Origin of the sequence: Leisingera sp. JC1, from assembly GCF_001679925.1 — a bacterium.
In the GTDB taxonomy this organism is placed as follows: Bacteria; Pseudomonadota; Alphaproteobacteria; order Rhodobacterales; family Rhodobacteraceae; genus Leisingera.
This window is the reverse complement of record NZ_LYUZ01000125.1, coordinates 126,111-140,113: the sequence shown is the minus strand read 5'-3', so window position 1 is coordinate 140,113 and position 14,003 is coordinate 126,111. Positions and strand designations below refer to the sequence as shown.

16 protein-coding genes are annotated in these 14,003 nt (G+C 64.9%); 6 read left to right on the top strand and 10 right to left on the bottom strand.

Going from position 1 to position 14,003, the window contains the following annotated elements; translation table 11 throughout:
* Nucleotides 1-25: 25 nt before the first annotated feature.
* The 3 genes from A9D60_RS20925 to A9D60_RS20915 all read left to right on the top strand — a co-directional run bounded on the left by A9D60_RS20925 (nucleotide 26) and on the right by A9D60_RS20915 (nucleotide 3,850).
* On the top strand, nucleotides 26-511 hold the full coding sequence (locus tag A9D60_RS20925; protein WP_065269379.1) for a (2Fe-2S)-binding protein: 486 nt from the start codon (nucleotides 26-28) through the stop codon (nucleotides 509-511).
* 100 nt (nucleotides 512-611) lie between these two features.
* Complete coding sequence (locus A9D60_RS20920) at nucleotides 612-2,975, top strand: xanthine dehydrogenase family protein molybdopterin-binding subunit (protein ID WP_065269378.1); 2,364 nt, start codon at nucleotides 612-614, stop codon at nucleotides 2,973-2,975.
* An 86-nt stretch (nucleotides 2,976-3,061) separates the two neighbouring features.
* Entirely contained in the window at nucleotides 3,062-3,850 is a 789-nt protein-coding gene (locus A9D60_RS20915) for an FAD binding domain-containing protein (protein ID WP_065269377.1), read from the top strand.
* Between the two features lie 55 nt (nucleotides 3,851-3,905).
* On the opposite strand, the gene A9D60_RS27285 is transcribed toward A9D60_RS20915, so the two are convergent.
* Both A9D60_RS27285 and infC read right to left on the bottom strand, forming a co-directional pair.
* Nucleotides 3,906-4,544 (bottom strand): methyl-accepting chemotaxis protein, encoded by a 639-nt coding sequence (locus A9D60_RS27285; protein ID WP_065269376.1) that lies wholly within the window; start codon nucleotides 4,542-4,544, stop codon nucleotides 3,906-3,908.
* Between the two features lie 127 nt (nucleotides 4,545-4,671).
* Nucleotides 4,672-5,133: a translation initiation factor IF-3 gene (infC, locus tag A9D60_RS20905; RefSeq protein WP_441295068.1), complete on the bottom strand. Its 462-nt coding sequence runs from the start codon at nucleotides 5,131-5,133 to the stop codon at nucleotides 4,672-4,674.
* 457 nt (nucleotides 5,134-5,590) lie between these two features.
* Here infC and A9D60_RS20900 point away from each other — a divergent pair, with 457 nt between their 5' ends.
* Complete coding sequence (locus A9D60_RS20900; RefSeq protein WP_065269374.1) at nucleotides 5,591-6,160, top strand: hypothetical protein; 570 nt, start codon at nucleotides 5,591-5,593, stop codon at nucleotides 6,158-6,160.
* 94 nt (nucleotides 6,161-6,254) lie between these two features.
* Here A9D60_RS20900 and A9D60_RS20895 read toward each other — a convergent pair whose 3' ends face one another.
* The 7 genes from A9D60_RS20895 to cobA all read right to left on the bottom strand — a co-directional run bounded on the left by A9D60_RS20895 (nucleotide 6,255) and on the right by cobA (nucleotide 11,810).
* Nucleotides 6,255-6,779, bottom strand: coding sequence for a hypothetical protein (locus tag A9D60_RS20895; RefSeq protein ID WP_254656755.1), 525 nt, complete (start codon nucleotides 6,777-6,779; stop codon nucleotides 6,255-6,257).
* A gap of 135 nt (nucleotides 6,780-6,914) precedes the next feature.
* Complete coding sequence (locus A9D60_RS20890) at nucleotides 6,915-7,781, bottom strand: ferredoxin--NADP reductase (RefSeq protein WP_065269372.1); 867 nt, start codon at nucleotides 7,779-7,781, stop codon at nucleotides 6,915-6,917.
* 141 nt (nucleotides 7,782-7,922) lie between these two features.
* A complete protein-coding gene (locus tag A9D60_RS20885) occupies nucleotides 7,923-8,318 on the bottom strand; it encodes a DUF934 domain-containing protein (RefSeq protein ID WP_065269371.1) in 396 nt (131 codons plus the stop codon).
* A gap of 5 nt (nucleotides 8,319-8,323) precedes the next feature.
* Nucleotides 8,324-9,085, bottom strand: a complete 762-nt coding sequence (locus A9D60_RS20880) for a phosphoadenylyl-sulfate reductase (protein ID WP_065269370.1) — start codon at nucleotides 9,083-9,085, stop codon at nucleotides 8,324-8,326.
* A gap of 4 nt (nucleotides 9,086-9,089) precedes the next feature.
* Entirely contained in the window at nucleotides 9,090-10,754 is a 1,665-nt protein-coding gene (locus A9D60_RS20875; RefSeq protein WP_065269369.1) for a nitrite/sulfite reductase, read from the bottom strand.
* Entirely contained in the window at nucleotides 10,747-11,055 is a 309-nt protein-coding gene (locus A9D60_RS20870) for a DUF2849 domain-containing protein (protein WP_065269368.1), read from the bottom strand. The genes A9D60_RS20875 and A9D60_RS20870 overlap by 8 nt, the downstream gene beginning before the upstream one ends.
* Nucleotides 11,055-11,810, bottom strand: a complete 756-nt coding sequence (gene cobA / locus A9D60_RS20865; protein ID WP_083194289.1) for a uroporphyrinogen-III C-methyltransferase — start codon at nucleotides 11,808-11,810, stop codon at nucleotides 11,055-11,057. The genes A9D60_RS20870 and cobA overlap by 1 nt, the downstream gene beginning before the upstream one ends.
* A gap of 209 nt (nucleotides 11,811-12,019) precedes the next feature.
* Between cobA and A9D60_RS20860 the strand changes: the two genes are divergently transcribed.
* Nucleotides 12,020-12,487, top strand: a complete 468-nt coding sequence (locus A9D60_RS20860; protein ID WP_019295909.1) for an Lrp/AsnC family transcriptional regulator — start codon at nucleotides 12,020-12,022, stop codon at nucleotides 12,485-12,487.
* A gap of 39 nt (nucleotides 12,488-12,526) precedes the next feature.
* Here A9D60_RS20860 and A9D60_RS20855 read toward each other — a convergent pair whose 3' ends face one another.
* A complete protein-coding gene (locus tag A9D60_RS20855) occupies nucleotides 12,527-12,808 on the bottom strand; it encodes a hypothetical protein (RefSeq protein WP_065269366.1) in 282 nt (93 codons plus the stop codon).
* Between the two features lie 105 nt (nucleotides 12,809-12,913).
* Here A9D60_RS20855 and A9D60_RS20850 point away from each other — a divergent pair, with 105 nt between their 5' ends.
* The gene (locus A9D60_RS20850; protein WP_065269438.1) at nucleotides 12,914-13,822 is read left to right on the top strand and encodes a LysR substrate-binding domain-containing protein; all 909 of its coding nucleotides are present in this window, start codon (nucleotides 12,914-12,916) and stop codon (nucleotides 13,820-13,822) included.
* Nucleotides 13,823-14,003: the final 181 nt, after the last annotated feature.

The following is a 14,003-nucleotide window of genomic DNA, read 5'->3' as shown; positions in this document are numbered from 1 at the left end:
AAAAACAAGCTAAAGGGAGGGTACTATGGCCAAGGTCTCCATGACCGTGAACGGCAAGGCTGCCAGCGGCGACGTTGAAGGGCGCACGCTGCTGTCATCATTCCTGCGCGAGCAGCTGGGGCTGACCGGCACCCATGTGGGTTGCGACACCAGCCAGTGCGGCGCCTGCGTGGTGCATGTGGATGGCAAGGCGGTGAAGGCCTGCACCATGCTGGCGCTGGAGGCCGAGGGCGCCGAGGTCGCCACCATCGAGGGCCAGGCCAATGCCGACGGCTCGCTCAACACGATCCAGCAGGCGTTCCAGGACCACCACGGGCTGCAATGCGGTTTCTGCACGCCGGGCATGGTGATGTCGGCGGCGGCACTGCTGAAGGACAACCCCAAGCCCACAGAGGCGGAGGTCCGCGACTACCTGGAAGGCAACCTGTGCCGCTGCACCGGCTACCACAATATCGTCAAGGCGATCATGGCGGCCTCGGGACAGGACGTCTCAAGCATCGCGGCGGAATAACCGGACGACCCCAGGCCGGCACCCGGCCTGTGCTGAACAAGGAGTGACTGACAAAGCGGTGCGCCCTCAAGGCAGCACCCTCCAGGGAGGAAGACTAGACATGCCCAAGGATAACGGCATCGGCGCCAGCCCCAAGCGGCGCGAGGACGTGCGGTTCCTGACAGGAGCCGGGAACTATACCGACGACATCAACGTGAACGGCCAGGCCCATGTGCATTTCCTGCGCGCCGATGTGGCCCATGCAGCCATCAATTCCATCGACACATCCGCGGCTGAGACAATGCCCGGCGTGGTGAAGATCTTCACCGGCGCCGATTTCGCCGAGGTGGGCGGCATTCCTTGCGGCTGGGGCGTGACCGACCGCCACGGCAACCCGCAGCAGGAGCCGCGCCACCCGATCATCGCGCATGATACGATCCGCCACGTGGGCGAGATCGTTGCTGCCGTGGTTGCGGACACGCTGGAACAGGCCCGCGATGCAGCCGAAGCGATTGAGCTTAGCCTCAGTGACAAGCCCGCGGTGGTCAGCATGGGTGCCGCACTTGCGGAAGATGCCACCAAGGTGCATGAGGATCTGACCTCAAACCTCTGTTATGACTGGGTGTTCGGCAATCCGGATGACGATGCGGTGCAAGCGGCCTTTGACAGCGCCGCGCATGTGACCACGCTGGAGCTTGTGAACAACCGCCTGGTTGCCAACCCGATGGAGCCGCGCGTGGCTATCGGCGATTACAGCCGCGCCACGGATGAGCACACGCTCTACACCACCAGCCAGAACCCGCATGTGATCCGCCTGCTGATGTGCGCGTTTGTGCTGGGCCTGCCGGAACACAAGGTGCGGGTGATCGCGCCGGATGTGGGCGGCGGCTTCGGCTCCAAGATTTTCCACTACGCCGAGGAAGCCTTCTGCACCTTTGCCGCCAAGGCCTGCGGGCGGGCGGTGAAATGGACCTCGACACGGGCAGAGGCGTTCATCTCTGACGCCCATGGCCGCGATCATGTCACGAAGATCGAGCTGGCGCTGGACGCGGACAACAACTTCACCGCACTGCGCACCAACACGATGGCCAACATGGGCGCGTATCTGTCGACCTTTTCGACCTCGGTGCCCAGCTACCTGCACGGCACCCTGATGGCGGGGAACTACAAGACGCCCATTGTGCAGGTGAACGTGAAAACGGTTTTCACCAACACGGTGCCGGTGGATGCCTACCGCGGCGCGGGCCGGCCGGAGGCGACCTTCCAGCTGGAGCGCGTCATCGACAAGGCCGCGCGCGAACTGGGCGCCGACCCGATTGCCCTGCGCCGCCAGAACTTCATCACCGAGTTCCCCTATGAAACCCCGGTGGCGCTGACCTATGACACCGGCGATTACGTGGCGACCATGGACAAGCTGGAGCAGGTCGCCGATGTGGCGGGCTTTGCCGCCCGCCGCGCCGAGAGCGAGAAAAACGGCAAGCTGCGCGGCTTTGGCATCAACTGCTATATCGAGGCCTGCGGCATCGCGCCCTCCAACATCGTCGGCATGCTGGGCGCCCGCGCGGGGCTTTATGATGCGGCTACGGTGCGGGTGAACGCCACCGGCTCTATCAGCGTGATGGTCGGTGCGCATTCCCACGGGCAGGGGCATGAAACCTCCTTCCCGCAGGTCGTGGCCGACATGATCGGCATTGATGAGAGCATGGTCGACATCGTGCATGGCGACACCGGTCGGGTGCCCTTCGGCATGGGCACCTACGGCTCGCGTTCCATCGCGGTCTGCGGCTCGGCCATGGTGCGCGCGACCGAGAAGATCATCAATAAGGCCAAGAAGATCGCCGCCCATCTGATGGAGGCCTCGGACGCCGATATCGAGCTGAAGGACGGCCAGTTCACAGTTGCCGGCACCGACAAATCGGTGGCTTGGGGCGATGTCTGCCTGACGGCCTATGTCCCCCACAACTACCCGCTGGAGGAGCTGGAGCCAGGACTGGAGGAGACCGCGTTCTACGACCCGGCCAACTTCACCTATCCGGCTGGCGCCTATGCCTGCGAGGTGGAGGTGGATCCCGACACCGGCAAGGTAAGCATCGAACGGTTCTCGGCTGCCGATGACTTTGGCAATATCATCAACCCGATGATCGTTGACGGCCAGGTCCACGGCGGGCTGGGGCAGGGCATTGGCCAGGCGCTGCTGGAGAACGCCGCCTATGACGAAGACGGCCAGCTGCTGTCAGCCTCCTTCATGGACTACGCCATGCCGCGGGCTGATGATGTGCCGTTCTACCAGGTGGACCATTCCTGCCAGACACCCTGCACACATAACCCGTTGGGCGTGAAGGGCTGCGGCGAAGCCGGAGCCATCGGCTCGCCGCCAGCGGTGGTCAATGCGGTGATCGACGCGCTGCAGTCGGGCGGCAAGGATGTCACCCATATCGACATGCCGCTGTCGCCTGCGCGGGTCTGGGCGGCGATGAACGGGTAAGGGCTCATGGGGGCGCTGCCCCCATACCCCCGGAGTATTTTCGGAAAGATGAAAGCCGGCGGGCCGGTTTTCAGAAAGGATACGAAATGTATGAATTCGAGTTCGAGAAGCCCTCAACCGTCGCCGAAGCGGTGGCCGCGCTGGCGGATGAGGATGCGCAGGCGCTGGGCGGCGGGCAGACGCTGATCCCGACGCTGAAACAGCGGCTGGCGATGCCGTCGAAACTGGTGAGCCTCAGCAGCATCCCGCAGCTGAAGGAGCTAAGCGACAATGGCGGCATGCTGACCATTGGCGGCGCAGTCACCCATGCAGAGGTGGCCGCTGCCGCGGCGGACAGCTATCCGGCGCTGGCGGATCTGGCCAGCCACATCGGCGACCCGGCAGTCAGGAACCGCGGCACCATCGGCGGCTCGCTGGCCAACAACGACCCGGCGGCCTGTTATCCGGCGGCGGCGCTGGGCAGCGGCGCCACCATTGTCACCAGCACCCGCGAGATCACTGCCGATGACTACTTCCGCGGTTTGTTCGAGACCGCGCTGAACGAAGGCGAGATCATCACCGCGGTGCGCTTCCCGGTGCCAGAAAAGGCCAACTACCAGAAGTTCCTGCAGCCCGCCTCGCGCTTTGCCCTGGTGGGCGTCTTCGTGGCGAAATACGCGGCGGGCGTGCGGGTGGCCGTCACCGGCGCGTCAGAGGAGGGCGTGTTCCGCTGGCATGAGGCCGAGGCGGCACTGGATACCAGTTTCGCACCGGACGCGCTGGACGGGCTCAGCGTGGATGCCGGCGGTATGATCGGCGATATGCACGGAACGAAAGAATACCGCGCCCATCTGGTCGGGGTGATGACGAAGCGCGCGGTGGCCGCAGCGGGCTGATCGGCCGCAGGGGAAAGACAGGCGCAGGCACCGGTTTCCGGTGCCTGTTTCCGTGTCAGTGCTTCAGATAGCCGGACATTTCTTCCAGCAGGTTCTGGGTCTTGCCGGACAGCTCCCGGATTTCGGTGGCAATGACGGCAAAGCCCTTGCCCATTTCGCCGATCCGCGCTGCCTCGATCGAGGCGTTGAAGGAAATGAACTTGATGTTCTTGCCGACGCCTTCGGCTGTGGCGATGGTGGCCCGCATCTGCGCGTCGCGTTCTTCCTCGCGCTGCTGCTGCGCCTCGCGCAGGGTTTGCACCATGTCCTTGAGGAACGCCGACACCGCGGGTTCCAGCCGGTAGAGGCAGAGGGCGGCCAGATCCGGCACCGCGCGCACCTGCGCCAGCGCGGCGCCCTCTTCGGCAGTGACGGCATGATGCAGCGGCGCCAGCATCTCAAGACAGGACTGACGCTTGGCCTCCAGCTCAGCGGGCAGGGCATAGCTGCACTCTGCCAGCAGGGCGTCCAGCCCGTTGCCGAGCATATCATACGCCGCGCAAATCCGCTGCACCGACAGCGCCAGAACATCCTCTGCGCCGGTGCCGTCCGCACCCTCCGGCGCCTGTGCCAGCGCCAGCAGCGACAGCGCCGCGATACGGCTGGGGCCGATGGCCATGAAGGCGGTGTTCTGAACGTCGGTCAAGCTGGTCATGCGTCTGCCTTCACTGGGGATGGCTCTGGTATAGCGGGCAGGCGTTAAGGCACCGCTAACCGAAGCAAAAGAAAACCCCGCAGGCGGCGGCCTGCGGGGCTGTGTCCGGCACCAGCGGCGCGCGGGCTTATTTCTTGGCGAGCGGCCCGATCATCATGATCATCTGGCGGCCTTCCATCTTGGGCATGTTCTCGACCTTGCCGATTTCCTTGACGTCCTCGGCAACCCGCTCCAGCAGCTCGCGGCCGAGGTTCTGGTGCGCCATCTCGCGGCCGCGGAAGCGCAGGGTGACCTTCACCTTGTCGCCATGCTCCAGGAACTTCACCACGTTGCGCATCTTCACATCGTAGTCATGGGTGTCCGTGTTGGGGCGGAACTTGACCTCTTTGACCTCGATGATCTTTTGCTTCTTGCGGGCTTCGCTCTCGCGCTTCTGCTGTTCATACTTGAACTTGCCAAAGTCCATGATCTTGCACACGGGCGGGTTGGCGTTGGGCGAGATTTCTACCAGATCAAGTCCGGCCTCTGCCGCCATGTCCATGGCTTTGGCCGGGTGCACAACCCCGACGTTTTCGCCATCGGCGCCGATCAGGCGGATTTCGGGGGCACGGATTTTTTCGTTGACGCGCGGGCCGGTGTCGCGTTGCGGCGGCGCGTTATGAGGTCTGCGGGCTATGACTGCGATCCTTCTGTCATTGCAAAAAGTGCGGGAACGCTACTGCCCCCGCGCGTGTGATTCAAGCGTTATGGGCGGTATGGCGGCAGGAAAGGCGCTTTTCAAGGCCGCATGTTGCAAAAGGCTTGGAAAACAGGCGTGAAACCGGGGGCCGCGCCAAGTGAGCGGTGCGGCGCAACAGCCTGAAAAGGCGCGATTGCGGCGGCCTTCCGCCAGTTTTGCGCAGGCAGGGCGGCGCTCAGCCGCCCGTGACGCGCCTGGCGCAAACTTCCCCCTTGAGCTGCGGCCCTTGCATCGCCATCTGGCAGGCAGATGCCGCACCAGCTGCGGCCCCGGCCCGGGCGGGCCGGCAGGAGTGAGGAGAGAGACCATGAAACAGTTGTTGATCGTGCTGGCGCTGGGCGCCGCGGCCGTTGGGGCCTATCTGGTGGTCAGCCGCCAGGACGCGCAGGAGCCGGTCCCGGCTGAGGCGCCGGCGGTGCAGGAAGAGCAGAGCAGCACCGGGCCGGTAACGTCGGAAGAGCCGGCTGCAGCGGCGGAAGAGGCGGCCCAGGAGGCTGCTGAGGCCTTGGATGATGCGGTTGAGGCGGGCGCCGAAGCCGCAGGCGCAGCTGTCGAGGCCGCACAGGATGCGGTGAACGAGGCCGCAACTGCGGTCACCGAGACCGTGGGCGACGCGCTTGACAGCGCTGCCGACGCGGCCGGGGACACCACCGGCACTGCGGCAGATGCAGCGGCTACTGCGGCTGACAGCGCGGTCGACACCGCCACAGAGGCGGCAGACAGCGCTGCGGATGCAGCGGCTGGCGCGGCTGATGCCACCCAGGACGCCGCCACCGACGCGCTGGACAGCGCAACCTCCACCGCTGAGGAATTGCTGAACCAGTCCGGCACCGCCGCAACCGGCACCGCTGAAGAGGCTGCAACCGCCAGCGAGTGATTCACCGCGCTGCAGATGCAAAAAAAAGGAGAGGCGGCAGGGACATCCCGGCCGCCTTTTCCATTCCAGCACAGTTCTGCGCTGGAATTGCGGGTCAGTTCGGCCGCACGTGCACCTGCGCTTGGGCCTGCTGGGCGAGGCGCGCCATGTGCTCCAGCGGCGCCTGGGCTGCGGGTTGCTCAGAGGGCGATTGCGGCACCAGGAACGCCAGGAAGCTCTCCCAGCCGCCGCTGGCGCCGCCCTGTTTGCGGGCGCGCTGGATTTGCAGCTGCGCCACCGCGATCAGGTCCAGGGCCTTGCCGCCGTCATACTCCTTGCCGGTGAGGCCGGCCAGATGGCTGCGGAAGCGTTCGCCCATCGAATTCAGCAGCAGCATCGGTGCGGTCATCGGCTGGCCTTCCTGCACCAGCGCGTCGAACATCTGGTCGATGTCCTGCGGTGTCATGGCGCGCAGGTCGAAGCGGGCCTTGATGGCGGCAATCCTGTCCTGCAGCGGCGGCTGCACCGGGTCGGGGCGGTTCTGGAAGCCGGACAGCGCGGCGCGGACGCGGGCCTTGCCTGCTTCGGTTCTGACGGACTGAAAGACGGGCGCCTGCCCGGGGGCCGTTTCGTTGTGCATCTGCTGTTGCTCCATTCTGGATCTCAGCAGCAGAATTACCGATTCATCACCAACAAAAGATAAACGGGAGGCGGCAGCCTCCCGTCAATACAGTGTCAAAAATGAGGCCGCCATCAGGGGCGGCCTGGCCCGGGATCAGTCCAGGAACGCCTTTTCCACCACGAAATGCGCAGGTTTCGAGTTGGCGCCTTCTTCCAGCCCATAGGTGTTCTCGAACAGGTCCTTGAGCTCCAGGTTGAAGGCCAGGTTGCCGCAGATCATCGCCCGGTCGCTTTCCGGGTTCAGCGGTGGCACGCCGAGATCGGCAAACGCCTCGCCGGAACGCATCAGGTCGGTGATGCGGCCCATCTTGGGGCTCTCTTCGCGGGTGGTGGTCGGGTAATACTTGATCTTCTTCCAGAAGCCCTCGCCGATCACCTCGTTCAGCAACTCGTCGTCTTTCAGGCTTTCGATCAGCTCGCGGCCATAGGTCAGCTCGCCTGCTTCGCGGCAGGTGTGGGTGATGATCACCTCGTCGAATTTCTCATAGGTTTCCGGCTCGCGCAGCAGTGAGGCGAAGGGGGCAAAGCCGGTGCCGGTCGCAAAGAACCAGATCCGCTTGCCCGGAACCAGCGCGTCATGCACCAGGGTGCCGACGGGCTTGGGGCGCAGGATGATCTCGTCGCCTTCCTTGATGTGCTGCAGCTTGGAGGTCAGCGGGCCGTCCTGCACCTTGATCGAGTAGAACTCCATTTCCTCGTCCCAGCTGGGGGAGGCGATGGAATAGGCGCGTAGCAGCGGCTTTTGCTTGCCGGTCTTCGGGTCCGGGTCATTCATCAGGCCGATCATCACGAACTCGCCGGAGCGGAACCGCAGCGATGCCGGACGGGTGCAGCGGAAGGAGAACAGCCGGTCGGTCCAGTGTTTCACCTGGGTCACGGTCTGCGCATCGGGCAGGGCCGGCACGGCTTTGGCCGGTTTCGGGTCGGTTGCAGTGTCGGTCACGGGTGTCATCTCATTCATCGGTTCCACTGCCGGAGGAGTAACCGGCACCTCTGATTAGTCTTTGATACATGTCAGGAAAACCCCCTGTTTTGCGAAACCGGCCCCGCGTCTGACGCAACGGAGCCGGTTTCAGGGAGTGTCCCGGGTTAAGGGGCTGGCTTAGCGGGCAGCGGTGCTGCCGCGCAGGCGGGCCTGATAGCTGTGGTCTTTCCAGTTGGCGCGGGCCAGCCACTGGTCCTCGGGCTGGCGGGCGGCCAGCTCATCGCTCAGCTCCACCTCGTCAAAGCCGGAGCGGCGGGCCATGGCGTACTGGTCGGCAATCACATGGCCGAAGGCGCGCAGGCGGCCCTGGTAGCCCTTCAGCCGCAGCTGCCGGGCCAGGGTGAAGCCGCGGCCGTCGGCAAAGCTGGGAAAGTTCACCCGCACCAGCTCCACGCCGTCCAGCGCCACGCCGTTCAGATTGGCGTCCGAGGCCAGCTCCAGCACGTTGCTGCCCTCAAAGCCGGCGGTCCAGTCGTCGGCGGCAAAGCCGGTGTCAGTCACGATAAAAGTCATCTCACTCACGCTCCTGTGCGTACCATTTGGCCGTCCACAACGTGGATGCCGCATTCTTCTTTGTTCTCGCCGCGCCACCGGCCGGCGCGCGGGTCTTCGCCTTCCTTGACCGGGCTGGTGCAGGGCGCGCAGCCGATCGAGGGATAGCCCTTGGCCACCAGCGGATGGCGGGGCAGGCGGTTTTCATCCATATAGGCGCGCACGTCCTCGGGCGCCCAGTGGGCCAGCGGGTTGATCTTGAGCCGCCCGGTGCCCTCTTCGACCTCGAAGAACTCCAGCGCCGCACGGGTGCCGGACTGGAACCGCTTGCGGCCGGTGATCCAGCCGTCGTAGTCCGCCAGCGCCTTTTGCAGCGGCACGGTCTTGCGCAGCGTGCAGCAGGCGTCCTTGTCGCTGAACTTGAGGGCCCCGTAGGGGTCCTTCTCGGCGATGTCGTCGGCGCGGATGATGCGCACATTGCGCAGGCCCAGCCGCTCGCTCACTTCCTGCTGATAGATCAGCGTTTCGGTGAACAGCAGTTCGGTGTCCACAAACACAACCGGCGTCATCGGGTCGATGATCGCGGCCATATGCAAGAGCACCACGGATTCCGCGCCGAAAGAGGAGACCAGGGCGATGTGCCCTGCGTCCCGCAACGCGCCCTCCATCACCGAGGTGGCCGAATGGTGGCGGTAGCGCGCATTCAACGCTTCCGCCTTGGCGGCCAGCTCCCGGTCCCGGAGAAGCTCTGCTTCTCCGGCGGGCCTATTTCCGGCTGGTTGGAACATCAGATCAGGCGACCTTTTTCTGAGCCTCGGGATACAGTGCTGCCTTGAACGGCTCCATGCCGATCCGGCGGTAGGTTTCGAGGAAGGTTTCCTCCGCGCTTTCACGCTGGGCCATGTAGACCTCGACGATGCGCTCCACGGCGGGAACAATCTCGTCATAGGCAAAGCCGGGGCCGGTGCGGGTGCCGATGGCAGCCGTCTCGGTGGCGTCGCCGCCCAGGGTGATCTGGTAGTTCTCGACGCCCGCGCGGTCCAGGCCCAGGATGCCGATATGGGCAACATGGTGGTGGCCGCAGGCGTTGATGCAGCCCGAGATCTTGATCTGCAGATGGCCGATGTCGTGCTCCATCTTCAGTTCGTCAAAGCGGGTTGCAATCTCTTGCGCCACCGGGATCGAGCGGGCGGTTGCCAGCGCGCAGTAATCCATGCCCGGGCAGGCGATGATGTCCGAGATCAAGCCGATGTTGGCGGTGGCCAGGCCGTGCGCCTTCAGCGTGGCGTGGATGGCCGGCAGGTCGTTCTTGTGGACATGCGGCAGGATCACGTTCTGCTGGTGGCTGATGCGCAGTTCGCCATAGCCGTACTGCTCGGCCAGGTCGGCCATCACCCGCATCTGCTCCGCCGTCGCGTCGCCCGGGGTTGCCCCATGCGCCTTGATCGAGATGGTGGCGATGGCGTGGCCCTCGGCACGGTGCGCGTGCAGGTTGGTGTCGGCCCAGGCGCGGAACACCGGGTCGTTTGCATAGGCTGCATCGAACGCATCGGTCGGGGCGGAGCGGAACTCCGGCGCCTGGAAATGCGTCTTGATCTCTTCCAGCAGCTGCTGGTCGGTTCCGTCGTACTGGCCGCGGATCGCCATGAAGGCTTCCTCGGTCATTGCGCGGTAGGTGTCGATGCCGTTCTCGGAGACGGTGATCTTGATGCGCGCCTTGTACTTGTTGTCGCGGCGGCCCAGCACGTTGTAGACGGTCAGAACCGACTCCAGATAGGGCAGCAGGTCCGCCTGCGGCAGGAACTCGCGCAGCACCTGGCCGATCATCGGGGTGCGGCCCAGGCCGCCGCCGACGACGACCTTGAAGCCGGTCTTGCCGTCCTGCTCCACCACCTGCAGGCCCACGTCATGCGCCTTGATCACAGCGCGGTCGGCGCTGCTGCCGGTGATGGCGATCTTGAACTTGCGGCCCAGGAACTGGAATTCCGGGTGGTCGGTGGACCACTGGCGGATCAGCTCGGCATAGGGGCGGGGGTCGGTCAGTTCATCCGCGGCGGCACCGGCGAAATGGTCGGCGGTGGTGTTGCGGATGGTGTTGCCCGAGGTCTGGATGGCGTGCAGGCCGGCTTCACCCAGCGCGTCCAGCATGTCCGGCAGGTCGCGCAGTTTCGGCCAGTTGTACTGGATGTTCTGGCGGGTGGTGAAATGGCCGTAACCCTTGTCCCACTTCTCACCCAGCAGCGCCAGGGTGCGCATCTGGTTCGGGTTCAGGGTGCCATAGGGGATCGCAACCCGCAGCATATAGGCGTGCAGCTGCAGGTAGACGCCGTTCATCAGGCGCAGCGGCTTGAACTCATCCTCGGTGAGGGAGCCGTCGATGCGGCGCTCGACTTGGGCGCGGAACTGGGCGTTGCGTTCCGCCAGGAAGGCTTCGTCGAATTCATTGTACTTATACATTGGCTTCGGCCTCCTGTTTGCCGTGGAAGTAGTTCGAGGGTCCGGTGCGGCGGAATTCCTCGCGGAAGTGGGTCGGCTCGGGGCCGTTCGGGCCTGCCTTGGCATCGGCCAGATAGGCGCCGACGATGCGGATGTTCTGCTTTTCCGCTTCCAGCAGGCGCAGCTGGGCGTCTGCCTCGTCGGTGATCAGCTCAGCTTCCGACAGCTCGCGGGTCCAGGTGTCTTCGGCGGTGAAATAGATCACGTCGCCTTCGAGCAGGTCGTTGGCGGTGATGACTTTGGGCGTAAAGGCGCGGGCCATTATGCAAGCTCCGTTTTGAGATCGTTCAGGGCTGCCGCCGCCTGGCGCGGGGCAAGTCCCAGGAATGTGAGGGCAGGGCCGCCGAAACCAGCCGCGCCAAGGTCGGCAGGCAGGCGGTCCAGTGTGGTTTCCAGCACCCGCTGACCGGGGCGCGAGGCGTTTTCGATGATGGTCACCGGCGTTGCGCGGTCGGCGCCATGCATGATCAGTCGGCCCTGCACGAAGCGGGCGGATTTCTTGCCCATGTAAACCGCGGCAACCTCGCCCGGGCGCGCCAGCGCGGCCCAGTCGTGATCGGCAAAGCCGGTCATCGCATGGCCGGTCAGGAACCGGACCGAAGTATTGCGGCCGCGCTGCGTCAGGCTCTGGCCGATGGCGGCCACGGCAGCGGAGGCGGCGGTGATGCCGGGAATGATGCTGTAGGCGATGCCCGCTTCCTCGCAGGCGGTCAGCTCTTCATCCAGACGGGCAAAGATCGCCGGGTCGCCGCCCTTGAGGCGCAGCACCTTCTTGCCCTGCTTGGCCAGCTCGACCAGACGGGCGTTGATGTCGGCCTGGGAGACCTGAGCGCCGAAACCTTCCTTGCCGGCGTCTTCCAGCACAGCCTGCGGGCCGGCCAGCGCGAGGATTTCATCGCTGACCAGGCGGTCGTGCAGGATAACATCAGCGGCTTGCAGCGCGCGCAGCGCTTTCAGGGTCAGAAGCTCTGCATCGCCGGGGCCGGAGCCCGCAAAGCACACCTGGCCTGCAACCATACAGTCCATGCTGCCACGGGCGGGAGCGGCGGCATTGGCAGCATGTGTCGATGGTGCGGACATTCCTGTACCCTCTGAGTGTGTTTGACTTGAGGGTAGATATAGGAAATATTCCCGGTATTGCGCTATATGGGCGGATAAATAAGAACATTGGTTTTGCCGCGGCGGGACATCGGGCCGATTGGTCCTCACAAAAGGAGAAAACAGGAATGACGGTGCGGATCGACGGCACGGACCGGAAAATTCTGGCTGAACTGCAGCGCGACGCCAGCCAGTCGCTGGATGAAATAGCCCGCCGGGTGGGGTCTTCCAAGACCCCGGTGTGGAATCGCATCCGCAAGCTGAAGGAGGCCGGGGTGATCGGCCAGCAGACAGTGCTGCTGGATGCGGATTCCCTGGGGTTTGAGGCCTGTTTCTTTGTCCTCATCCGCACCTCGGAGCATGAGGCGGAATGGCAGGCCAAGTTCCTGAAGGCGCTGCAGGAGCGCCCCGAGGTGCAGGAGGCCCACCGGCTGGCGGGCGACATCGACTATATATTGAAGGTGCGGGTGCAGAACGCCCGTGCCTACGACGTGTTCTATCAGGCGCTGATCTCAGAGGTGAAAGTGCACAATGTGACCGCGCTTCTGTCGATGGAAGAGATCAAGTCCACCACCATGCTGCCGCTGGGCAGCTGAGGGCGCGCGCGGCGGCGGGTGGCAGGCCGCAGCTGATAGTCACAGAGGCGGGCGGAGCAGCAGGTGGCGCCCGTCCTGCAGCCGCCAGGGCGACGTGTCTTCGGCGGATGCCTGCGGCACTACGCCAATATCGGCCAGCAGATGCGGAGATGTTTCCGTCAGCCGCTCCAACTCGTGCAGCGGCACCTGCACCGACTCCGGGAATGCCGCTGCGCAAGGCTCAGCTTTCGTCAGCCGCTTCAGGCCTGCAATCCAGCCAAGCAGGCTGCGGGTCAAAAAACCGTGCTGCCGGGCGTCTGCTTGTTCACAATATGAAGTCATGGCTATTCCTCCGTTCTGGCCTCTGAGGAATAGGGGCGGAGGGGGCTTGCGCGCAAACCAGTTAATCTCCACCATGGATCAGGAAAACTGACCCATGGTGACATGATGCGCCTGCCGCCCCTCAATTCGTTACGCGCCTTTGAGGCCGCCGCCCGCCACGAAGGCTTCATTGCTGCGGCGGAGGAACTGTTCGTGACCCGCGGTGCCATCAGCCGCCAGGTGAAGATCCTGGAGGACCACATCGGCGTGCAGCTGTTTCACCGCAATGCCCGCGGGGTGGCGCTGACGGAGGCAGGGCGGCGGCTTTATCCGGTGCTGACAGAGGCCTTTGCGAAGATGCTGCACGAGGTGGAGCGGATCGCGGCGGATGCCTCCGAGCTGCGGGTGATCTGCCCGCCGACCCTGTCGCTGCGCTGGCTGCTGCCGCAGCTGGAGCAGTTCCGCCTGGCGCATCCGGAGATCACCCTGCGGCTGGCCACCGACTTCTATGGCAGCAAGGGGTTTGAACGGTCGGAGTACGATCTTGGCATTTCGCTGGAAAACATTCCGGGACGGCCTGCGGATATCGAGGTCATGCCGCTGTTCGGCATGATCCTCTCGCCGGCCTGCGCGCCGTCGCTGCTGCCTGCGCTTGCGGACGGTCCTGCGGCGCTGGCGGGTCTGAGGCTGCTGCACGAAACCCCGCGCCGCGAGGACTGGCACACCTGGCTGGAACACTTCGGGGTGGAGGGGGTGGACCCGGACAGCGGCGAAGTCTTCCCGAACCTCGACATGGCCACCCGCGCAGCAGTGATCGGGACCGGCGTGGTGATGGCTGACCTGGTCCTGTGCCGCGATGAACTGGAAAGGGGGGATCTGGTGCTGCCCTTCCCGGAAATGGCCTGCGCCACCCCGCAAGGATCTTATGCGCTGATCGGCGAACGGCAGAAATGGAACGACCCCAAGGTGGCCGCCTTCCGGGAGTGGCTGATGAACAGTCCCGGCATGGCGGCCCTGCCAGCCTTGCCGGAGTGACATCCGGGCCGGGCGCGGCAGGAGGGCAGGAGGGCGGGAGGGGGCGCTGCCCCCGCGGCGCCGGGGCGCCTCACCCCCGGAGTATTTTGCCAAAGGTGAAAGAGGGGCGCCGCGCCGCGTCAGCGGCGCTTGGCCCAACCGCGCAAGGGGATCTGTGATCCCCGATGCGCGGGCGGGAGTG